We start from the raw sequence: 22167 nt of genomic DNA on the forward strand, positions 1-22167 counted from the left end.
GGCGAGCCCGGTGACGGAACCGGTGGCGGCCTGGGCGGGGGCAGCGGTGAGCAGTCCGGCCGAGAGCGCGAGGACGCCCAGGGAGACTGCCGCGGGGAGGGGTTTGGCCATGCGCGGGTGGCCTTTCGCGTGGGGGGGCGGCCCAACACCGGTGAACAAGGGGGGCATTGGGGTGTCCGCAGGCTTTGTTTAAGGCGTGAAGCTAAAGGTCCGGACCAGTGGAGTCAAGAGGTCAGGCAACAAAGGCAGCGCCGCCCCGCCGCAGGAGCCGGTTCAGACCGTCGCCGCCTCCCCCGCGGACGTCGACGTCTCCCCTTCCGGCGTGGCGGTCTGGCGGGCGAACTGGGTCCGGTGCAGCTCGGCGTACCGCCCCTCGGCCGCCAAGAGCGAAGTGTGCGTGCCGCGTTCGACGATCCGGCCGGACTCGACGACCAGGATCTGGTCGGCGGCCCGGACCGTGGACAGCCGGTGGGCGATCACCACGGCCGTACGTCCCTCCAGCGCCTCGGTGAGCGCCTCCTGGACGGCCGCCTCGGAGGTGTTGTCCAGGTGGGCGGTGGCCTCGTCGAGGATGACCACGCGCTGCCGGGCCAGCAGCAGCCGGGCGATGGTCATCCGCTGGCGTTCGCCGCCGGAGAGCCGGTAGCCGCGCTCGCCGACGACCGTGTCCAGGCCGTCGGGCAGGGACCGTACGACCTCGGCGAGCCGGGCTCGGCCGAGCGCGGCCCAGAGGTCCTCCTCGGTGGCGTCGGGCCGGGCGAGGAGGAGGTTGGCGCGGACGGTGTCGTGGAAGAGGTGGCCGTCCTGGGTGACCATGCCGAGGGTGCCGCGCAGCGAGCCGGCGGTCAGGTCGCGCACGTCGACGCCGCCGATGCGGACGGCGCCCGCGTCCACGTCGTACAGACGCGGCAGCAGCTGGGCGATGGTGGACTTGCCGGCGCCCGAGGAGCCGACGAGGGCCACGGTCTGGCCGGGTTCGGCGCGGAAGGAGATGCCGTGCAGGACCTCGGAGCCGCCGCGGGTGTCGAGGGCGGCGACCTCCTCCAGGGAGGCGAGGGAGACCTGGTCGGCGGACGGGTAGGAGAAGCGGACGTCGTCGAACTCGACGGCGACCGGGCCCCCCGGGACCTCTCGGGCGTCCGGCTTCTCCTCGATGAGCGGCTTGAGGTCCAGCACCTCGAAGACCCGCTCGAAGCTGACGAGGGCGCTCATCACCTCGACCCGGGCGCCGGCGAGCGCGGTGAGCGGGGCGTACATCCGGGTCAGCAGCAGCGAGAGCGAGACGACCGAGCCGGCCTGCAGGGTGTGGTGCAGCGCGAACCAGCCGCCGAGGCCGTAGACGAGGGCCAGCGCGAGGGCGGAGACCAGGGTGAGGGAGGTGATGAACACCGACTGCGCGGTCGCCGTGCGCACCCCGATGTCCCGGACGCGGGCGGCGCGGGCCGCGAACTCCGCGGACTCCTCCTCGGGGCGGCCGAACAGCTTGACCAGGGTGGCGCCGGGGGCGGAGAAGCGCTCGGTCATCCGGGTGCCCATGGCGGCGTTCAGCGCCGCCGCCTCCCGCTGCATTCCGGCCATCCGGGTGCCCATGCGGCGGGCGGGCAGCACGAACACCGGCAGCAGCACCAGCGCGAGCAGGGTGATCTGCCAGGACAGCGTGAGCATCACGGCAAGGGTGAGCAGCAGGGTGACCAGGTTGCTCACCACGCCGGACAGGGTGTTGGCGAACGCCCGCTGGGCACCGATCACATCGTTGTTGAGACGGCTGACCAGCGCTCCCGTACGAGTCCGTGTGAAGAACGCGACGGGCATGCGCTGCACATGATCGAACACAGCCGTTCTGAGGTCGAGGATGAGTCCCTCCCCGAGCGTCGACGACAGCCGGCGGCCGAGGACGCCGAGCCCTGCCTCGGCGAGCGCGACGAGCGCGATGAGCAGTGCGAGCCGGACGACCCTGCCGGAGTCGTGCCCGGCCACGATCGCGTCGACGACGCGGCCGGCGAGCACGGGGGTGGCCACGGCGAGCAGTGCGGTCACCACCCCGAGCAGCACGAACCGGACGATGCCCGCGCGATGCGGGCCGGCGAAGGCGGCGATACGGCGCAGCGTGCCGCGGGCGAACGGACGGCGCTCGGACTGTGCGTTCATGACGCTGTGCAGCTGCGTCCATGCGGTGGTCTCCATGCTCATGGAAGAGAACGTAGAACCTCAAGCTTCGTTGAGGTCAATGTCCGTCTCTTTTCACCCGCGCCGATGTGCGCCGCTCCGCCGGCCCCGGCACCGGCGCCGCCCTGTCCGAAGCCCCGAAAGGCCCCGATGACCACAGCCTGTAAGCCGCCGTCCCCGCATCGGCCACCCGCCGTTGGGGTGGCGCGGAAAACCTCTCCGGATGTGACTGCCGTCCCGCTTCCCCCATGGCCCCGGGGACGACTCCCCCATCGCGCCCCCGTCCGCCAGGTGCTGTGCCTGGTGCCGCTCGTGCTCGTCGCCGTGGTCGCCGTACGCAACCGCGCCCTGCTCGCCGAGGGCTTCGGCCAGCTGCGCACCGCCTCCTGGCCGTGGCTGCTCGCGGCGGCCGGCGCCACGTGTCTGACCTGGGTGGCCGCCGCGGTCACCCGCCAGGGTGCCGTGATCCAGCCGCTGCCGAAGGCGCGGCTGCTGGCCACCCAGTTCGCGGCGGGCTCGGCCAACCATCTGCTGCCGACCGGGCTCGGTGCTGGTGCGGTGAACCTGCGCTTCATGACCGTGTGCGGGGTGCCGCTGGCCCGCTCCTCGGCGGCGCTCGCCCTGTATCTGCTGGCCGAGTCCGTGGGCCGGCTCGGTCTGCTGGCGGCGCTGCTGCTCGCCTTCCCGGACGCGCTGCGGCTCGGCCCCCTGCTGCCGGACGGCTCGGCGCTCCCGCTGCTGCTGGGCGCGGGCGGCCTGCTGGCGGTGGCGGTGGCCGTGGTGGCGCTGGTACGGCCGCTGCGCAGGCGTGTGGTGTCGTTCGTGCGGGACGCCCTCGGTGAGGCGCGCTCGGTGCACACCCGGCCGGCCCGTGCCCTGGCCCTGTGGGGCGGCTCGCTGGCCTTCCCCGCGCTGCAGGCGGCCGGTCTCGCCGCGGTCGGCCAGGCGCTGCGGCTGCCGGTGCCGGTGGCACACATGGTGCTCGCCTACCTGGCGGCGACCGTCGCGGTGGCACTGGTGCCCACTCCGGGTGGCCTGGGTTCGGTCGAGGCGGCGCTGGTCGTGGCCCTGGTCGCGGCGGGTGGCCCGGCCGCGGTCGCCACGGCGGTGGTGCTGGCCTACCGCATCATCACGGTCTGGGTGCCGCTGGTGCCGGGCGCGTTGACGCTGGGGGCGCTGGTCCGGTTCAAGGTCATCTGAGGCAGAGTGGGCTTCCGCACCCGAAGAAGGCCACAACGAGGAGGGCCCATGCCGGTTCGCGTGGAGCGCAAGGAGTACGTCACCACCGTCGTCCTCTCCCGGCCGGAGGCCCGCAACGCGGTGGACGGACCGACGGCGGCCGAACTCGCCGCCGCCTTCAGCGAGTTCGAGGCCGACGACGCCGCCCGGGTGGCGGTGCTGTGGGGCGAGGGCGGCACGTTCTGCGCGGGGGCCGACCTGAAGGCGATCGGCACGGAACGCGGCAACCGGGTCGCCGAGGACGGTGACGGGCCGATGGGGCCGACGCGGATGCGGCTGTCGAAGCCGGTGATCGCCGCCGTCGCCGGGCACGCGGTGGCGGGCGGCCTTGAGCTGGCCCTGTGGTGCGATCTGCGGGTCGCGGAGGAGAACGCCGTGTTCGGGGTGTTCTGCCGCCGCTGGGGCGTGCCGCTGATCGACGGCGGCACGGTACGGCTGCCCCGGCTGATCGGTACCAGCCGCGCCATGGACATGATCCTCACCGGCCGGCCGGTCCCGGCCCGCGAGGCGTACGACATGGGGCTCGCCAACCGCGTGGTCCCGACGGGTCACGCCCGCGCCGAGGCCGAGGCGCTGGCGGCGGACCTCGCCCGCTTCCCACAGGGCTGCCTGCGCAGCGACCGCGCGTCGGTCCTCGACCAGCAGGGACTGGACGAGGAGACGGCCCTGCGCGGTGAACTCCGCCACGGCATGGGCGTGTTGGAGCGGAGCACGGACGGCGCCGCCCGCTTCGCCTCCGGAGCCGGCCGGCACGGGTCCTTCACGGACCTGTGACCCGGTTCCTCCACTGCCGGTCCTGCGGGCCGGGGACGGCCGTCAAGGCCACACCACCTCGCCGTCCCGCACCACCAGGGGCTCGAACCGGTCCGACTCACAGAATCCGGTCCAGCCCAGCTGGACCGAACCGGCGGCGCCGCGGTGCCGGTCGTGCGAGCGGCTGCTGCCCGGCGACCGCGTGCTGTTCGTGGGCCTGGGCGGCGGAGTGAGCATCATGACGATGCTCTGGGAGAAGGCATGACCGACCTGTGGGTGGTGCTCCGGTCCGTGATCCCGCCGCGTCCGGTGGACGAGGACGGAGAGCGGACGTGGAGAACCTCACCGGGGCATGCCTCACCGCCGCCGGCTGACCGCCGGGCGCCTACAACATCGCCGACCCGGTGCCTACGACCGGGACCAGGCGATACGGGCCGTGCTCCGGGCCCACGGCGTACGAGCGCGGATCCGGCACATTCCGCCGGTGGTCTCACCCACTCCGTGGCGAGCACCGCCCAGTTGCCGGCCCGATTGCGGCCGCACACGGAGCCGTACCTGACCCGCTGTGCGGTCGGCCGGCTGGCGTGCTCCGTCGTCCTGGACGTGCCGCGTGACACGGCATCAGATCATCAGCGCACGCTCACCCGGACCTCGCCGCCCTTCGGGTCGGCCCGGCCCGTCCAGCGGGCGGTGAGGGCGAGCGGTCGGTTCGGCAGCGCGGTGCCGAAGCCCGGGCGCTCGCTGTGCAGGAGGCGGCCGTCCTGGTGGATCCGCAGGACCGGGCGGGTCAGCGGGGTGCTGGTGCGCAGGACGTACCGGGCGGGCGGGGCGGCGGGGCTGATGCGGTTCGGGGCGATCCAGCGCAGCGGGGCCTCGACGGCGAGCGGGAGTCCGGGCTCCGGCCAGGGCGTGCCCGCCAGGAACTCCAGGACGGCACCGGCCACTCCGGCCCCCTCGCCGGCCACCGTACCGGCGCGCTCGACGGCGTGCAGGACGTTCCCGGCGGCGAAGACTCCCGGGCGTGAGGTGTGCAGGGCGCCGTCGACGGCCGGGCCGAGGGTGCCGGGGTCCAGGGCGAGGCCGCCGCGGCGGGCCAGTTCGTGGTCCGGGACGAAGTCGCCGGTGAACACGACGGTGTCACAGGCCAGTACGGCCGTACGACCGTCGCGGTGCCGGACGCGGACACCGGACAGGCGTCCCCAACCGAGGAGTTCGGCGATCGCAGTGTCCGTGAGCAGGGGAACGCGGTGGCACAGCCGGGCCGACTGGGCGCGGGCCCGGCCGCTCTGGGCCCGCGGGTGTTCCGTGACCAGGGCGACGACCTCGGCACCGGCCGCGCGCACGGTCGCGGCCGCCGCGTAGGAGACGTCCTCGGCGCCGACGACGACCGCGTGGGTGCCGACGTCCTGCCCGAACAGGTGGACCGCCTGCTGGAGTTCACCGGTGGTGTAGACACCGGCGGGTCGGGTGCCGGGCACCAGCCGGGCGGTGCGCGGCCGTTCCCGGGCGCCGGTGGCCAGGACGACGGCCCGCGCCTCGATCGTCTCCGGGCCGCCGGGGCCTACGGCGGTGAGCACCGGACGGGCACCGGGGCCGGCCGGATCCGGGCCCGCCCAGTCCAGAACCGACGTCCCGGTCCGGATCACCGCGCCGGCCCGCTCGGCGGCCTCGGTCAGCAGACGGACGTATCGCGGGCCGGTCAGCGGGCGGGTCCAGGTGCCGAAGCCGCCGTGCGCGCAGTGGCGTGGCACACCGCCGGCCTGCTGCTCCCGCTCCAGCACCTCCACCCGCCCGGCGCCGGAGGCGGCCAGCCGCGCGGCGGCGGAGAGTCCGGCCGGGCCGGCGCCGACGACGAGGACATCGACAGAACGAGAAGTCGTCATGTCCGGTCTCGGTCCCGTCGTGCCCGGTCCCGTCGCACTCGGTTCCGTCATGGTCGCCCCCTCTCGAACAGCTCCCGCACCGCAGCCCCGCAGTAGAACCCCTGGCAGCGGCCCGCCCGGGCGCGGGCGCGCCGACGTAGGCCCTCCAGGGTGCGGGGCGGGATGGTGGCGGCGAGGGCGTCGCGGATCTCGCCGCGGGAGACGCGCTCGCAGTGGCAGACGAGGGTGCCGTACTCGGGGTCGGCGGCGATGAGTTCGGGCCGCTGGTGGGGGCGCGGGAAGGCCTCGCCGAGGTTGGGCATGGTCACCGGCTCCGGCTCGCGGACCGGGCCGAGGTCGAGCCCGGTGCCCGCCAGCAGGCCGGTGACATGGGCGGCGACGGCCATCGAGGCGGTCAGTCCGGTGGAGCGGATGCCGCCGACGGTGACGTACCCGTGCTCGGGGTGGGCGGCGATGCGGTAGTCCTCCTGGCCGGTGGCCGCGCGCAGCCCGGCGTAGACGGCGGTGACCTCCTCGTCGACGAGGGCGGGCAGGATACGGCGGCCCTTGTCCCGCAGTCCGGCGAGGCCGTCGGCGGTGGAGCCGGTGGCCCGTTTGTCGTCCAGATCCTCGGCGGTGGGCCCGAGCAGGACGTTGCCGTAGACGGTGGGGGCGACCAGGACGCCCTTGCCGAGGGCGGTCGGGACGGGCAGGAGGATGTGCCGGACGAGGGGGCGGGCGAGCTTGTCGTACACGAGGAGCTGGCCGCGGCGCGGGGTGACGGTGAAGTCCTCGTGGCCGAGCAGCCGGTCGACGGTGTCGGCGTGCAGTCCGGCCGCGTTGACCAGGCGGCGGGCGTGCAGGGGGCCGCGGGAGGTGAGCAGCCGGTGACCGTCGTGCTCCCGACTCGCCCGAGTCAGCCTGGTGTTGAGGTGCAGATCCACTCCGGCGCGGACCGCCTGGGTGGCGTACGCCAGGGTCGTCGTCCAGGGGCAGATGATGCTCTCGCCGGGCACGTGGAGGGCTCCGAGTGCTCCGGGGCCGAGGCGGGGTTCACGGGCGTACAGCTCGCCGGGGCCCAGCAGGCGTGTCTCGTGGCAGCCGTTGCGCTCGGCCTTCTCGGCCAGCCGGGGCAGGGCGGCCAGCTGCTCCTCGTCCCAGGCGGCCAGCAGGGCGCCGACGCGTTCGACGGGGATACCGGACTCGGCCGCGTAGGCACCGAGCCGGTCGTAGCCCTCGCGGACCAGGCGGGCCTCCAGGGTGCCGGGTGCCGCGTCGAAACCGGTGTGCAGGATCGCCGTGTTGGCCTTGGAGGTGCCCTGGCCGACGTCGTCCTGGGCCTCGACCAGGGCGACGCTCAGGCGGGGGTGCCGGGAGAGTTCACGGGCGAGGGCACAGCCGATGACGCCGGCGCCGACGATCACGACGTCGTACGTCCGGGTGGGCAGCGGGCCTTCCGCGGTGACGGTGACGGTCATCGGCCGAGCAGGGCGGCGACGGCGGTGCGGAACCGGGCACGGCGTTCGGCGGCCTGGCCGGCACTGATGCGGGGTTCGTACACGGCGGCGGGCTTCCAGTCGGGCAGGGCCTGTTCGACGCCCAGGGTACGTTCCGCGCCGAGGCGGGCGAGGGCGGCCGCGCCGAGTGCGGTCGCGTCGGGCAGCGCGGACACCTCGACGGGGCGTTGCAGCAGGTCGGCCTGCGTCTGCATGAGCAGCGTCGAGCGGGTCAGACCGCCGTCGACGCGGAGCGTCCCCAGAGGGGCACCGAGGTCGGCGGCGGCCGCGTCGGCGAGTTCGGCGACCTGGGCGGCGATACCCTCGCACAGGGCGCGCACCAGATGGCCGGGGCCGGTGTCGAGACCGAGTCCGGTGAGCGAGCCGCGCACCTCGCCGCGCCACCAGGGGGCGGCGAGTCCGGCGAGGGCGGGCACGAAGGTGACGCCGCCGCTGTCGGGGACGGCGCCGCCGACGGGGTCGAGATCGGCGGCGGAGGAGATGATCCCGAGGTCGGTGAGCCAGCGGACGGCGGAGGCGGCGGTGTAGACCTGGCCGTCCAGGCAGTAGCCGGTGCTTCCGGCGAGCCGCCAGGCCACGCAGCTGACCAGGCCGGAGGTGCCGCGCCGGGGGCGCTCGCCGGTGTGCGCGAGCAGGAACGCGCCGGTGCCGTAGGTGCACTTGGCGGCGCCGGGTGCGGTGATGCGCTGGGCGAGCAGGGCGGCCTGCTGGTCGACGGCCAGGCCCGTGAGCGGGATCTCATGGCCGAACGCCGTGGTCGTACCGATGTGCTGGGCGTTGTCGGTCACCCGCGGAAGCCGTTCGTCCGACAGGCCGAACACCTCCAGCGCACGCGGCGACCACTGCGCGCGGTCCAGGTCGAGGAGCTGGGTACGGCCGGCGGTCGCGGCGTCGGTGACGCAGGCGCCGGTGAGGCGGTGGACCAGCCAGGCGTCGGAGGTGGTGACGACGCCCTCGCGGGTGCGGTGGCGGCGGATCCAGGCCATCTTGGGCGCGGCGAAGTACGGATCGAGGGGCAGTCCGGTCAGCTGCCGCAACTCCTCGGCGTGCGCAGCGAGTTCGGCGCACACGGCCTCGGCGCGCCGGTCCTGCCACACCAGGGCGTCGGTGAGCGGACGGCCGTCGGCCGGGTCCCAGGCGAGGACGGTCTCGCCCTGGTTGGCCAGGCCCAGTGCCACGACGTTCACACCGGCCGCGGCGAGCGCCTGCCGGCCGGCGGCGACCACGGAGTCGTACAGCTCGGACGGGTCCACCTCGACCAGTCCGCCGGGCAGATACCGGGGGCGGACCTCGGCGAAGCCGGAGCCCAGAACGCCGCGTTCCGGGCAGACCACGAGGGCTTTGGTCCCGGACGTGCCCTGATCGACGGCGAGCACCGGACCGGTCATCGCGCCTTCTCCCCCTCCGCGCCGAAGGTCGCAGCGCCACCGGGCGTCACCCGATCGCCGAAGACCGCCGCGCCACCGCAGACCACCGAGCCACCGAAGATCACCGCGTCAGCCTGCCGCCGTGCCGCACCCGGAGTCAAGCACCTCCCGATATCCAACTTGCCTGCATAAATGCTTGAGTTGGCAACAATGGCACGGCGGAACCCACCCCTCTATAGTGACCGCCGACCAGCGCGCCACCCCACAATCACCGCCCACAGGAGTGCTGTTGCTACGCCACCCCGCCCCGCCCGTGCGCCCGTGGCCGGGGGCCGCAGGCTGATGGCCAGAGAAGGACCCCGTCCCTCCTATGACCCGGCGGGTCCCGACCGGGCCCTGCGCGCCGCGCTGCAGGACCTGCGCACCGGCCGCTGGATGGCCATGCGCGCGCTGCTCGCGGACACCGCACCCGGGTGGCAGTGGACCCAGCGCACCCAGGTCCTCGCGGCGGCCGCCGCCGGCACCGACGTGGTGCGCGCCTGGCTCGCGGAGGATCCGGGCAGCGTCCACGCCGCGGTGATGCACGCGCGGGTCGGTGTGGAACGGGCGCTGCGGGCCCGGCGGGAGAAGCACCGCCGTACCCATGAGCTGTGGATCGAGGCCTGGGACGCCGCCCAGTCCGCCACCCGGATCGCCCCGCGGGACCCCGTGCCCTGGGTGTGCCTGCTCGCGCTCGCCCAGCTGGATCCGGAGCAGCGCTGGGAGGAGCACCGGGAGGCCGCGCCCGAGCCGTTGCTCCCGTCCGGCCCCTGGGGGCTGCTGGCCGAGGCCGGCCGGCGCGACCCGTACAACCGGGAGGCCCACCACAGGATGCTCCAGTTCCTGTACACGCGCGGCGGCTCGGGCCGGCTCGCGGAGGCCGCCGGCTATGCGCAGTGGGCGGCCGGGCAGGCACCGGCCGGTTCCGCGCTGCATGTGCTGCCGCTGTACGTCCGCGTCGAGCGCTACCGGCGCGAGAGCGGGCACGACGCGGCGCTCGATCTGCACTGGGTGGCGGAGGACGCGGCGCGCGAGGCGGAGCGTGCCCTGCGCTCCTGGTTCGAGCAGACACACCGTGCCGAACGCTCCCTGCTGGACCTCAACCATCTCGCGCACGCCCTGTGGGGCTCGCTGCAGTTCCCCGACGCGGCGCGGGTGTTCGACGCCATCGGTCCGTACTTCACGCCCCCGCCCTGGATGTACCGCACGCCCGACCGGGGCCGTGCCGTGGAGGTCTTCACCCAGGCCCGGGAGCGCTGCCGGGCCGCCCCGGACGGCCCCCGCCCCTGAATGCCGTGAATGCCCTGAATGCTGTGAGCGCCACTGAAGGTCTAGAACGTGCCCTGTCCTCAAGCCCGTTGACCCGGAGGTCCCCCGCATGTCCCCCACCCCCGATCCCTCGCCCGCCCCGGGCCTGCCCCAGCAGGACGAGGAGCGGCGGCTGCGCGAACTCGGCTACCGGCCGGTGCTGGCCCGCCGTATGGGCGGCTTCGGCAACTTCGCGATCAGCTTCTCGGTCATCTCGATCCTGTCCGGCTGCATGACCCTGTACGGCTTCGGTCTGAACACCGGCGGCCCGGCCGTGATGCTGTGGGGCTGGGCGGGCGTCGGCCTGTTCGTGCTGTGCGTCGGCCTCGCGCTCGCCGAGGTCACCAGCGCCTATCCGACGTCCGGCGCGCTGTACTACATGGCCGACCGGCTCGGCGGCCGGCGCTGGGGCTGGTACACCGGCTGGCTGAATCTGCTCGGTCTGCTCGGCGCGATCGCCGGCATCGACTACGGCGCCGCGCTGTTCACGGGCGCGTTCGCGAACCTGCAGTGGGGCTTCACGCCGACGCCCGGCAAGACCATGCTGATCTTCTGCGCCATCCTCCTGCTGCACGCGGTGCTGAACCTGTTCGGCGTCCGCCTGGTCAGTCTGCTCAACTCGGTCAGCGTGTGGTGGCACCTGGCGGGCGTCGCGCTCATCGTCGGCGCGCTCGCGATCGTCCCCGACCACCACCAGTCGGCGTCCTTCGTGTTCACGAAGTTCGTCAACGAGACCGGCTGGCACAACCCGGTCTACGTGGCGGCCATCGGCCTGCTCCTCGCGCAGTACACCTTCTCCGGCTACGACGCCTCCGCCCACCTGTCGGAGGAGACCTCGCAGGCCTCGGTGTCCGCGGCGCGCGGCATCGTACGGTCCATCTGGGCGTCCTGGATCGCCGGGTTCGTCCTGCTCGCCGGACTGACCTTCGCCATCCAGAACTACGACGCCACGCGCAACACCACAACGGGTGTGCCGCCCGCGCAGATCCTGCTCGACGGCCTCGGCACCGACGGCGCGAGCGCGCTGCTCCTGGTGGTGATCACCGCCCAGCTGTTCTGCGGCAACGCCGAGGTCGCCGCGGCCAGCCGGATGGTGTTCGCGTTCAGCCGGGACGGCGCGCTGCCGGGCTCGCACCTGTGGCGCAAGGTCAGCAGCAGTACCCAGACCCCGGTCGCCGCCGTCTGGCTGGCCGTCGTCGTGGCGGGCCTCCTCGCCCTGCCGTCCCTGTACTCGGCGACGGCGTACAACGCGGTGACCGCCATCAACGTCATCGGCATCACCCCCGCCTACGCCATCCCGGTGCTGCTGCGGCTGCGCGCGGGCGACCGTTTCCAGCCGGGGCCCTGGCATCTGGGCCGCTGGAGCAGGCCGATCGGCTGGATCGCGGTGATCTGGGTGGCCTGTGTGACGGTGCTGTTCTGTCTGCCGCAGGCCTCGCCGGTCACCGTCGACTCGATGAACTACGCCTCGGTGGCCCTTGCCGTCGTCCTGGTCCTCGCGAGCATCTGGTGGTACGTCGCCCGCCGCGCGTACGGCACCCCCACCGCCGCCGCGTACGGCAGCGACCGCGACCAGGCCGAACTCGCGGAGGGCATCATCTGAGCCGGCTGTCCGACGAGCGCCGGTCCGGTTACGAACTGGTGTTCCTGGTACGGCAGGATGAACGATCGCGCCGGTCACGGGAGTTCCGCGGCCGGCGCGTTCGAACATCCCGCACATCGACAGGTGACCCCGTGACGACACTTCACAACTCCGCAAGCGGCCCACGCCCCGGAGGCGACCGGTGAACCGTGCGCTGACCCTGGACGACCTCGTCCTGGCCGGTATCTCGATCGCGGCGGGCCTGCTGCTCGCCTTCCTGTCCCGCACCCTGCTGCGCTGGCTGGCCAAGCACGCCAAGCGGACGAAGTGGAGCGGCGACGACGTCATCGTGGACGCGCTGCGCTCGGTCGTCCCGTGGGCGGCCATCGCGGGCGGCGGGGCGGCGGCAGCGGCCGCACTGCCCCTGACGCGCGCCGTGCAGCACCACACCTACCAGTTCCTGGAGGTGTGGCTGATCCTCGTGGCGACGCTGTCCGCGGCCCGGGTGATCGCCGGTCTCGTCCACACGGTCACCCAGTCCCGCTCGGGCGTGGCGGGCTCGGCGACCATCTTTGTCAACATCACCCGCGTCCTGGTCCTGGCGATCGGCTTCCTGGTCGTCCTCCAGACGCTCGGAATCTCCATCGCGCCCTTGCTGACCGCCCTCGGCGTCGGCGGCCTGGCTGTGGCCCTCGCCCTCCAGGACACCCTCGCCAACCTCTTCGCGGGCATCCACATCCTGGCCTCCAAGACGGTCCAGCCCGGCGACTACATCCGGCTCAGCAGCGGCGAGGAGGGCTATGTCGTCGACATCAACTGGCGTCAGACGACGGTCCGCCAGCTCTCCAACAACCTGGTGGTCATCCCCAACGGCCAGCTGGCCAAGGCCAACATGACCAACTACACCCATCCCGAGCAGCGGTTGACGATCCCGGTGCAGGTCGGGGTGGGCTACGACGCCGATCTGGAGCACGTGGAGCGGGTGACGGCCGAGGTCGTCACGGAGGTCATGCGGGACGTCGAGGGCGCCGTCCCGGAGCACGAGCCCGCCATCCGCTTCCACACCTTCGGCGACTCCCGGATCGGCTTCACGGTGATCCTCGGCGTCGGCGAGTTCAGCGACCAGTACCGCATCAAGCACGAGTTCATCAAGCGCCTGCACCGCCGCTACCGCGCGGAGGGCATCTCGGTCCCGGCCCCCACCCGCACGGTGTCCCTGCGGCAGGGGACGGTGGTGATTCCGCAGCAGCGCAGCGGGGAGGACATGGTCTCGGGGGTCGTCGAGTAGCGCGTCCGAACGCGAGAGGGCGGGCAGGGCCGGGCGCTGCCCCGCCCGCCCCGGCCGGTCAGAGCGTCGCGGAGTTCTCGTGCCAGTGGCCCCCTCGCCTGCTGTGCGGAGCCATGAGAGACGAGGTGACCGGGGTCACCGTCCAGTCGGGGTGGCCCGGCATCCGCGGGGTCTTCGTGCCGTAGAGCCAGTCGCGCAGGAAGCCGGACAGGTCCTGGCCGGAGATCTCCGAGGCGATGGCGATGTAGTCCTCCGTGGTCGCTGAGGAGTTGCGGTACCGGTCCAGGAAGGCGCGCTCGATCGTGTGGAAGACGTCCTCGCCGACGACCTGGCGCAGCGCGTACAGGACCAGGACGCCACCCGTGTAGCGCTGGCTGTCGAAGAGGTTCACCGCGTTCGGGGCGGCGACCGGGCCCGAGTCGTGCCGCCACTGGTCGCCGAGGCCGTAGGTGTACTTCATGCGGTCCTCGAACGTGCTGTAGCCGAGGGAGTCGGTCCAGCCGCGCTCGTAGCGGTAGAGCAGCCCGTAGAAGTCGGCGTGGCCCTCGTTCAGCCACAGGTCGGCCCAGGTGGCGGGGCTGACCAGGTTGCCGAACCAGGAGTGGACCAGCTCGTGCATCATGTGCGAGCCGATCTTCTTCTCCTCCTGGAGCAGGAAGTTCGGCTTGTAGAGGGTGAGGGTCTGGGTCTCCAGGCCGGTGAAGTCGAAGGCCTTCGGGTCGTCGGAGTTGCACGGCAGCAGGCCGTACGTCTCGAAGGGGAAGGCGCCGAGGCGGTCCTCCAGCCAGGTCACCAGGCCGGGGGTGAGGGCGAGGGCCGGCTCCAGGGCCGCGGCGCGGGCGGAGGGCACGACATCGCGCAGCGGCAGGCCGTGCGGGCCCTGCCGGTCCTTGATCACATAGTCGCCGACGGTGATCTGGACGAGTTCGGTGGCGATCGGCGAGAGCGAGCGGTACGTGTACGCCGTACGGCCGTCGTCAAGAGTCTCGGTGCCGGTGAGCAGGCCGTTCGCCACCGCGCTCAGCCCGGCCGGGACCGTGAGGCGGAAGCTGAAGGCCGCCTTGTCCGACGGGTGGTCGTTGCACGGGAAGACGGTGTGCGCGGAGTTCGGCTGCGGGCAGATCGCGAAGCCGTCCGGGGTGGGCACCCAGGCCGTGTGCGGGAGGGTGCGGCGCGGGTCGGCGGAGTAGGTGACACGGACGGTCGCCGCCGCGTTCTCCGGGAGCGGCCGGGCGGGGGTGATCCGCAGCTTCTCGTCCGCCTGCTCCCAGCCGGCCGGGCTGTCGCAGACGGACACGGAGCGTACGTCCAGGCCGAGCGCGTCGAGGGAGAAACGGGTCAGGGCCGCGGTGGTGCGGATTCTCAGGGTGGCGGTGGACTCCACCAGCTTGGTCGTGGGGTCGTAGGCGAGGTCGAGGAGGTACGACGACACGCAGTAGCCGTCGTTGCCGAGGGCCGGGAAGACCGGGTCGCCGAGGGTCTCCGGGCCGGGCTCCCCGGTCCGTCCGCCGGTGCCGGCCGCCCGGGCCGGGGAGCCGACGGTCAGCGCCGTGGCCGTACCGAGGAGGGCCGCCGCCGGGGCCGTCACTCTGCTGCGATATCTCATGGTCCGCCTTCGCTGGGGCGGCCGGCTGGTCGGTCCGGCCGCCGGTCGGTGGGCGATCACCCGTGGTCGGCGGGTGATCGCTTGTCATGACCACTGGAGGCGGTTTCAGGTTGCGCCGACGCGGCACCTTTTCCGGCCGGGACCCCTGTCGAGCCGACCCCGATCACGAGATATCTTGATGTCGAGCAATGTTGCAGACGTGGAGCGGAGCACCCGGTGACTGACTCGACCATCATCTACACCTACACAGACGAGGCCCCGGCCCTGGCGACGCATTCGTTCCTGCCGGTGATCCAGGCGTACGCCTCGCAGGCCGGTGTGCCCGTGACGACCCGGGACATCTCGCTGGCCGGACGCATCATCGCCCACTTCCCCGAGTACCTGAACGAGGACCAGCGCATCCCGGACGCGCTGGCCGAGCTGGGTGACCTGGCCAAGACTCCCGAGGCCAACATCGTCAAGCTGCCCAACATCTCGGCGTCCATCCCGCAGCTGCGCGCCGCCGTCGCCGAGCTGCAGGGCAAGGGCTACGCCCTGCCGGACTACCCGGACGACCCGAAGACCGACGAGGAGCGCGAGATCCGCGCCCGCTACGACAAGGTCAAGGGCTCCGCCGTCAACCCGGTGCTGCGTGAGGGCAACTCCGACCGCCGCGCCCCGGCGTCGGTGAAGAACTACGCCAAGACCCACCCGCACCGCATGGGCGCCTGGACCTCCGAGTCCAAGACCAATGTGGCGACGATGGGCGAGAACGACTTCGCCTCCACCGAGAAGTCCGTGGTCATCGCCGAGAACGACACGCTCCGCTTCGAACTGGTCGGCGCGGACGGCTCCACCACCGAGCTGCGGGGCGCCCTGCCGGTCATCGCCGGCGAGGTCGTCGACGCCTCCGTCATGCGCGTCGCCGAGCTGGAGGCGTTCCTCGCCGCTCAGGTCGCCCGCGCCAAGCAGGAGGGCGTCCTGTTCTCCGTGCACCTGAAGGCCACGATGATGAAGGTCTCCGACCCGATCATCTTCGGCCACGTGGTGCGCGCCTTCTTCCCGAAGACGTTCGAGCAGTACGGCGAGACGCTCGCCGCGGCCGGCCTGTCCCCGAACGACGGCCTCGGCGCCATCCTGGGCGGCCTGGGCAACCTGCCCGAGGGCGACGCGATCAAGGCCTCCTTCGACGCCGAGCTGGCCGAGGGCCCGGCCCTGGCCATGGTCGACTCCGACAAGGGCATCACCAACCTGCACGTCCCGTCGGACGTCATCGTGGACGCCTCCATGCCCGCGATGATCCGCACGTCCGGCCACATGTGGGGCCCGGACGGCCAGGAGGCCGACACCCTCGCGGTCCTGCCGGACCACAGCTACTCCGGCGTCTACCAGGCCGTCATCGAGGACTGCCGCGCCAACGGCGCCTTCGACCCGGCCACCATGGGCACGGTGCCGAACGTCGGCCTCATGGCACAGAAGGCCGAGGAGTACGGCTCCCACGACAAGACCTTCGAGATCCCGGCCGACGGCACGGTCCGCCTCGTCGACACCGCCGGCAACGTCGTCCTGGAGCAGGCCGTCGCCAAGGGCGACATCTTCCGCGCCTGCCAGACCAAGGACGCCCCGATCCGCGACTGGGTCAAGCTGGCCGTCACCCGCGCCCGCGCCACCGGCGACCCGGCGGTGTTCTGGCTGGACGAGAACCGCGGCCACGACGCGGTGCTGATCGAGAAGGTCAAGGCGTACCTGCCGGAGCACGACACCGAGGGCCTGGACATCAAGATCCTGTCCCCGGTCGAGGCCACCAAGTTCTCCGTCGAGCGCATCCGCCGCGGCGAGAACACCATCTCCGTCACCGGCAACGTGCTGCGTGACTACCTGACCGACCTGTTCCCGATCCTGGAGCTGGGCACCAGCGCCAAGATGCTGTCGGTCGTCCCGCTGATGGCGGGCGGCGGCCTGTTCGAGACGGGCGCCGGCGGCTCCGCGCCGAAGCACGTCCAGCAGCTGGTCAAGGAGAACTACCTGCGCTGGGACTCCCTCGGCGAGTTCTTCGCCCTGGTGCCGTCCTTCGAGCAGTACGCCGAGGCCACCGGCAACGCCCGCGCCAAGGTCCTCGCCGACACCCTCGACCGCGCCACGGCGACCTTCCTCAACGAGGACAAGTCCCCGACCCGCCGCGTCGGCGGCATCGACAACCGCGGCAGCCACTTCTACCTGTCCCTGTACTGGGCGCAGGAGCTGGCCAGGCAGACCGACGACGCCGACCTGGCCAAGGCCTTCGCGCCGCTCGCCGAGACCCTCGCCGCGAACGAGCAGAAGATCGTGGACGAACTGCTCGCGGTCCAGGGCTCCCCGGCCGACATCGGCGGCTACTACCAGGTCGACAAGGCCAAGGCGGACGCGGTCATGCGCCCGTCGGCCACCTGGAACGACGCGCTGGCGTCCCTGAGCTAGTGCCTGCGGCCCCCGGGCCGCTCACGTGAGTGAAGCTCCGCCCCGGTCGGCACCCCCGGCCGGGGCGGAGCCGTTTGCGCGCCAAGTGGGCCTGTTTGCACGGGAGTTGAACAGCTGATCCACTCGGGGCTCTCGATGTGCCGTCTTGTCCACCGACCTCCTGGGAGCAGCCGTGCCCACCCCGCCGTCCCCCTCGTACGCACTCCTGCCCGGCGCCCCCGAGTCGCCCGTGCTGCTGCATGTGCCGCACTCGGCGCGGGGGATTCCGGAGGAAGTGCGCCGGGGGATCGTGCTGGACGACGGTGCGCTGGAGCGGGAGCTGGACCACATCACGGACGCGCACACCGCCGACCTGGCCGAGCGGGCCGCCGCCTTGGCCGCCGTCCGGCCCTGGCGGTTCGTGAACCGGCTGTCCCGGCTGGTCGTGGACCCGGAGCGGTTCCCGGACGAGCGGGAGGAGATGACGGCCGTCGGCATGGGCGCCGTGTACACACGGACCACGCACCGGGCCGAGCTGCGGCCCACGGACACCGATCCGGAACCGCTGCTGGCCCGGTACTTCCGGCCGTACGCGCGAGCCATGACCGAGGCGGTCGCGGACCGGCTGGCCGCGACCGGGCGGGCCGTGGTGATCGACGTGCACTCCTATCCGACCGGTCCGCTCCCCTACGAGCTGCACGGCGACGGGCCGCGGCCCGCGGTATGCCTGGGCACGGACGCCTTCCACACTCCGCCGGAGCTGGCCGAGGCGGCCCGCGAGGCGTTCGCGGTCTGCGGGGAGACGGGGCTCGACAGCCCCTTCGCGGGGACGTACGTACCGCTGGGGTTCTACGGCACCGACGCCCGGGTCGGGGCCCTGATGCTGGAGATCCGCAGGGACACGTACATGACCGAGCCGGGCGGGGCGGCGGGGCCGGGGCTGGAGCGGCTGGCGCACGCGCTGGCCGAACTCATCGACGTGGTCTGAAGCGCCCGTCAGGGCGCGGGGAACGGCGCGGTCAACCACCACGCCGCCGCGGCCGCCGAACGGCACACGCGGCACCCCACCAGGGCCTGTCCGGCAGAGATGCCGCCGATGTCCTGCGACCTGATCCGCCGGACAGGTCCCAGGCGCCCCGCCCCCCACCTGGCGCACTCCCACAGGACAGCCGCCGCTGCCCATACCAGTGTGGTGCGCATGACCGAGGAGAGCACGCTCACCGGGCAGGCCCCACCGCATGCCCCGCCGCCCGTACGGGACTGGATCACACCCGACCTGGACGGGACCGACTTCGACCCGGCCCTCGCCGGCCTCATGCGCGAGGGGCCGCTGACCCGGATCCGGCTGCCGTTCGGTGAGGGCTGGGCGTGGCTGGCGACACGCTACGACGACGTGAAGCTGATCACCAACGATCCGCGCTTCAGCCGTACCGAGGTGACGAGCCGTCAGGTGACCCGGATGGCACCGAACTTCGCGCCCCGTCCGGGCTCGCTCGCCTGGGCCGACCAGCCCGACCACAACCGGCTGCGCAAGCCGGTCGCCGGTGCCTTCACGGTGAGCGCGATGAAACGGCTGCGGCCCCGCGCGCAGGCCGTCCTGGACGAGCTGGTGGAAGGCGTCGTACGGGACGGGCCGCCGGCCGATCTGATCGAGCGGGTGCTGGAACCGTTCCCGCTCACCGTCGTCAGCGAGGTGATGGGCGTGCCCGCCGAGGACCGGGAGCAGGTGCACACCTGGACCCGGGAGATCATCTCCACCAACGGCGTCGAGGCGGCCGGCCGGGCCAAGGACGGCCTGTACGGGTGGATCACCGCGACCGTCCGGGCCCGTGCCGCGAGCCCGGGCGAGGACGTCTACTCGATGCTCGGCGGGGCCGTGGCGCGCGGCGAGATCAGCGAGGCGGAGGCCGTCGGGCTGGCCGGCCCGCTGCAGATCGGCGGCGAGGCCGTGACGCACAACTGCGGGCAGATGCTGTATCTGATGCTGACGCGGCCGGAGTTGATGGAGCGGATGCGGGCACGTCCCGAGGCGCGCGGCCCGGTGCTGGACGAGCTGTACCGGTGGATCCCGCACCGCAGCTCCGTCGGGCTGGCCCGGATCGCGCTGGAGGACGTGGAGATCGCCGGCCACCGGATCGCCGCGGGCGAGCCGGTCTACGTCTCCTACCTCGCCGCCAACCGCGACCCCGCCGTCTTCCCGGACCCGGACCGCATCGACCCCGACCGCGATCCGAACCCGCACGTGGCGTTCGGCAACGGCCCGCACTTCTGCACCGGCACCGTGCTGGCCCGGCTGCAGACCGAGCTGCTGGTCGACACGCTGCTGGACCGGCTGCCCGGGCTGCGGCTCGCGGTACCGGCCGACCAGGTGCGATGGCGGCACCGGACGATGATCCGCGGCCCGCAGACGCTGCCCGTGACCTGGTCCGCCTGACCGGATGGTGCCCCGGTCCGCCGGACCGGACTCAGGTCCGCAGCCACTCGGTGACGATCACCTCCGCGCCGGTCCGCAGCCTGAGGGCGAACGGACCGGCCGGCGTCGTGTCACTGGTGAACCGCCCGAGGGTGTCGACCGCGACCGGGCGGACGGTCTGCGGTCCGCCGAGCACCTCGATACGCGCTGACCGCGGCGGCAGCACCTGCCCGATCAGCCCGTCCTCGGTGACCTCGACGTCCACGGTGACCTCGCCCGCGCGGAACGTCAGCATCCGCGGTGCGTCCGTGACCCCCCGCACCGGCAGCGCGTCCACGAGGGAGTCGAAGGTCAGCTCGGCGATCTTCGCGTCGAGGTCGTGCAAGGCATAGGCGTCCAGGGCCAGTTGGCGCAGGACGTCCGGCACCGGGTCCAGGACCGCGGCGGCCTGGCGCAGCTCCTCCTCCAGCAGTCCGTCCGCCGCCTCGTCGTCCGCCGGGCCCTCCTCGGGCACTTCGTCGTAACCGCTCATGCCGCACCCCGTGCGTTCATCCGGGCCCGCAGCCGGCGCAGACAGCGCTGCCGCAGGGGTCCGATACTGCCGACCGCTATGCCGAGCGCGGCCGAGACCTCCACATAGCTGGGCGGCGGGGAGGCCACCAGCACGCGCAGCAGCTGCCGGCAGCGCTCCCCCAGCCCGTCCAGCTCCTGCCACAGGCGGCGCACCCGCTCGGCACGGTCCGCCGCCTCCTCCGAAGCGATCAGCGACTCCTCCGGAGTCTGCTCCTCGCTCGCCCGGTCCAGCACCCGCGGGTCGTCCGTCAGCGTCAGCCGGGCCACCGCCTTGAGCACCTTCAGACACTCGTTGCGGGCCGTGCTGGCCAGCCACGCACCGGCCTTGTCGGGCTCGCGGATACGGCCCAGGTGCTGGGCGAAGCGGAACCACACGGTCTGGTAGACCTCGTGTCCGTCGGCGTCGGAGAGCCGGTGCGCACGCACCACCGACCACACCAGCGGACTCATCCCCTCCACCAACGCCTTCCAGGCCGCGGCGTCTCCGTCGACGGCGGACTGGACCAGCGCGCCGACCTCTGTGCGGTCCACGGCTCCACCCTTCGTGTACGGCACGTCATCGTACGCCGTGGAGCGGAGCGTCCCGGACCTCATACGGGCACGGCCGGGTCGACGACCGGCGCCGGGCGCCAGGTGGGCGGCCGGAGCACCGTGACGTGTGCCCCGCGCACCTCGGCGCTGTGCGTGGCCGACGCCAGCAGCCGCTCGCCGGCGGCGCGCGGGTCGCGGTCCTGGTACGCCGTCATCCGCGCGGCGACGAGCCCCGCGACGACCGGTGTGGCGAAGGAGGTACCGCTCCATTGCGCGAGCCCGTCGAACATCACCTGGTGCGGCTTGGCGCCGGTGCTCTCCCTGCCCTCGCTCAACACACCGGTGTGGCGCGGGAACTGGCAGGTGCAGGAGTAGTCGAAGCCGAACCGGCAGGCGTCGTAGGTGGAGTGCTGGTAGACGTACGGCACGGGCGCGGCGAAGCCGGTGAGTGCGCTGGTGAGACGCTCGCCCGGGGCGAAGACCCGCACCCAGGGGCCGTGGTTGCTGAAGCAGGCCTCGCTCTCGCCGTCCGCGCTCAGCGCGCCGACCGACACCACGCTGTCCGCGTACTCGGGCAGGCCGGCGTAGGCGGCGGGCCAGAACCGCGCGTTGCTGGAGTTGTTGCCGGCGGCGGCCACCAGCAGGGTGCGCCGCTCGCGCAGTTCCCGCATGAACGCGTCCAGGCCGATGAGCCCGTCGACGCCCTCGGTGGTGGTGCCGGCCGAGAGGCTGATGATGTCGGGCCAGCCGTCCTCGTCGACCGCCTCGAAGAGCCGGGCGCCGAACTCGGACTCCAGGATCGCGCCCGCGTCGCTCAGGGTGTTCCGTACGGTCACGTCGGTGTTGGGCGCGACGGCCGCGAGGATCCCGGCGATGAACGTGCCGTGCCCGGAGTACTGGCGCAGCACCCCGTCGGCGCCGGTCTCGGCCGGCTCGGTGTCGCCCGTGGTGTGCGCGAGCAGCGGGTAGTCGCGGTGGTCGTGCACCAGGCCGGTGTCGAGCACCAGGACCCGGGCGGCGCTGTCCGCGTCGTAACGGCCCTCGGCGGCGGCCGGGTTGGGCGGCTGGGTGCGCGGCACGGGCACCGGCTCGTCGCTCGGGCATGCGTTGACCGCGATGTGTACGACGTGGTTACGGCTGACCAGGCGGCGGCCCTGGCGGTCCTCGGCCTCGCGCAGGGCCCGCAGGGCGTGCGGGACGGTGTCGATGCCCTCGGCGGGGTCGCCGATCCGGATGCGGGTCACTCCGGTGCGGTTGGTGTGCGGGCCGTCCCGGCGCACATGGTCGGGGACGAGTCCCGCCGTCGCGGTGAAGTGGGCGCGCACGGTGTCCTCGACGACCCGGGCATCCTCGCCGTCCCGGGCGAGCACCACGCCCTTCTCGTACAGGAAGTGCGCGGTGTCGTCGTCGTACGGGCCCAGCGCCAGGGCGACATCGGGCATCGCCCGCTGGATGTGATCGAACTGCTCGTGGAAACGCTGTGGTGCCATGGTGTCTCCTCCCCCGAC

General features: G+C 72.9%; 17 protein-coding genes. 8 read left to right on the forward strand and 9 right to left on the reverse strand.

Going from position 1 to position 22167, the window contains the following annotated elements; all coding sequences use genetic code 11:
• Nucleotides 1-273: 273 nt before the first annotated feature.
• On the reverse strand, nt 274-2184 hold the full coding sequence (locus AV521_RS13880) for an ABC transporter ATP-binding protein (protein ID WP_076088083.1): 1911 nt from the start codon (nt 2182-2184) through the stop codon (nt 274-276).
• Nucleotides 2185-2391: 207 nt separating this feature from the next.
• Here AV521_RS13880 and AV521_RS13885 point away from each other — a divergent pair, with 207 nt between their 5' ends.
• Together AV521_RS13885 and AV521_RS13890 are read left to right on the forward strand one after the other, a co-directional pair.
• On the forward strand, nt 2392-3366 hold the full coding sequence (locus tag AV521_RS13885; RefSeq protein WP_076088085.1) for a lysylphosphatidylglycerol synthase domain-containing protein: 975 nt from the start codon (nt 2392-2394) through the stop codon (nt 3364-3366).
• Between the two features lie 48 nt (nt 3367-3414).
• Nucleotides 3415-4179, forward strand: coding sequence for a crotonase/enoyl-CoA hydratase family protein (locus AV521_RS13890; protein WP_076088087.1), 765 nt, complete (start codon nt 3415-3417; stop codon nt 4177-4179).
• A 42-nt stretch (nt 4180-4221) separates the two neighbouring features.
• Here AV521_RS13890 and AV521_RS49265 read toward each other — a convergent pair whose 3' ends face one another.
• The 4 genes from AV521_RS49265 to AV521_RS13905 form a co-directional block, all read right to left on the reverse strand.
• A complete protein-coding gene (locus AV521_RS49265; protein WP_179023078.1) occupies nt 4222-4398 on the reverse strand; it encodes a hypothetical protein in 177 nt (58 codons plus the stop codon).
• Between the two features lie 389 nt (nt 4399-4787).
• Nucleotides 4788-6041 carry an NAD(P)/FAD-dependent oxidoreductase gene (locus tag AV521_RS13895; protein WP_076088089.1) on the reverse strand — a complete coding sequence of 418 codons (1254 nt, stop codon included), beginning with the start codon at nt 6039-6041 and terminating at the stop codon, nt 4788-4790.
• A 47-nt stretch (nt 6042-6088) separates the two neighbouring features.
• Nucleotides 6089-7498 carry an FAD-dependent oxidoreductase gene (locus AV521_RS13900; RefSeq protein WP_076088091.1) on the reverse strand — a complete coding sequence of 470 codons (1410 nt, stop codon included), beginning with the start codon at nt 7496-7498 and terminating at the stop codon, nt 6089-6091.
• On the reverse strand, nt 7495-8925 hold the full coding sequence (locus AV521_RS13905; protein ID WP_076088093.1) for an FGGY family carbohydrate kinase: 1431 nt from the start codon (nt 8923-8925) through the stop codon (nt 7495-7497). Before AV521_RS13905 ends, AV521_RS13900 begins: the two co-directional genes overlap by 4 nt.
• 321 nt (nt 8926-9246) lie before the next feature.
• Between AV521_RS13905 and AV521_RS13910 the strand changes: the two genes are divergently transcribed.
• From AV521_RS13910 to AV521_RS13920, 3 genes are all read left to right on the forward strand, one after another.
• The gene (locus AV521_RS13910) at nt 9247-10233 is read left to right on the forward strand and encodes a hypothetical protein (protein WP_179023080.1); all 987 of its coding nucleotides are present in this window, start codon (nt 9247-9249) and stop codon (nt 10231-10233) included.
• An 88-nt stretch (nt 10234-10321) separates the two neighbouring features.
• Entirely contained in the window at nt 10322-11854 is a 1533-nt protein-coding gene (locus AV521_RS13915) for an amino acid permease (RefSeq protein WP_076088097.1), read from the forward strand.
• A 181-nt stretch (nt 11855-12035) separates the two neighbouring features.
• Nucleotides 12036-13121 (forward strand): mechanosensitive ion channel family protein, encoded by a 1086-nt coding sequence (locus tag AV521_RS13920; protein WP_076088099.1) that lies wholly within the window; start codon nt 12036-12038, stop codon nt 13119-13121.
• A gap of 58 nt (nt 13122-13179) precedes the next feature.
• On the opposite strand, the gene AV521_RS13925 is transcribed toward AV521_RS13920, so the two are convergent.
• Nucleotides 13180-14727: a M1 family metallopeptidase gene (locus AV521_RS13925; RefSeq protein ID WP_076088101.1), complete on the reverse strand. Its 1548-nt coding sequence runs from the start codon at nt 14725-14727 to the stop codon at nt 13180-13182.
• Between the two features lie 216 nt (nt 14728-14943).
• On the opposite strand from AV521_RS13925, the gene AV521_RS13930 reads away from it, so the two are divergent.
• The 3 genes from AV521_RS13930 (at nt 14944) to AV521_RS13940 (ending at nt 19576) form a co-directional block, all read left to right on the forward strand.
• Nucleotides 14944-17163 (forward strand): NADP-dependent isocitrate dehydrogenase, encoded by a 2220-nt coding sequence (locus tag AV521_RS13930; RefSeq protein ID WP_076088103.1) that lies wholly within the window; start codon nt 14944-14946, stop codon nt 17161-17163.
• 145 nt (nt 17164-17308) lie between these two features.
• Nucleotides 17309-18130 carry an N-formylglutamate amidohydrolase gene (locus tag AV521_RS13935; protein WP_256725545.1) on the forward strand — a complete coding sequence of 274 codons (822 nt, stop codon included), beginning with the start codon at nt 17309-17311 and terminating at the stop codon, nt 18128-18130.
• 210 nt (nt 18131-18340) lie between these two features.
• A complete protein-coding gene (locus tag AV521_RS13940; protein WP_076088105.1) occupies nt 18341-19576 on the forward strand; it encodes a cytochrome P450 in 1236 nt (411 codons plus the stop codon).
• A gap of 31 nt (nt 19577-19607) precedes the next feature.
• Here AV521_RS13940 and AV521_RS13945 read toward each other — a convergent pair whose 3' ends face one another.
• From AV521_RS13945 to AV521_RS13955, 3 genes are read right to left on the reverse strand one after another with little or no spacing between them, the layout of a single operon-like run.
• Nucleotides 19608-20087: a hypothetical protein gene (locus AV521_RS13945; RefSeq protein ID WP_076088106.1), complete on the reverse strand. Its 480-nt coding sequence runs from the start codon at nt 20085-20087 to the stop codon at nt 19608-19610.
• Nucleotides 20084-20722 (reverse strand): RNA polymerase sigma factor, encoded by a 639-nt coding sequence (locus AV521_RS13950; protein WP_179023082.1) that lies wholly within the window; start codon nt 20720-20722, stop codon nt 20084-20086. The genes AV521_RS13945 and AV521_RS13950 overlap by 4 nt, the downstream gene beginning before the upstream one ends.
• The gene (locus tag AV521_RS13955; protein ID WP_076088108.1) at nt 20719-22149 is read right to left on the reverse strand and encodes a S8/S53 family peptidase; all 1431 of its coding nucleotides are present in this window, start codon (nt 22147-22149) and stop codon (nt 20719-20721) included. The genes AV521_RS13950 and AV521_RS13955 overlap by 4 nt, the downstream gene beginning before the upstream one ends.
• Nucleotides 22150-22167 lie beyond the last annotated feature (18 nt).

This window comes from Streptomyces sp. IMTB 2501 (assembly GCF_001953885.1).
Classification (GTDB): domain Bacteria; phylum Actinomycetota; class Actinomycetes; order Streptomycetales; family Streptomycetaceae; genus Streptomyces.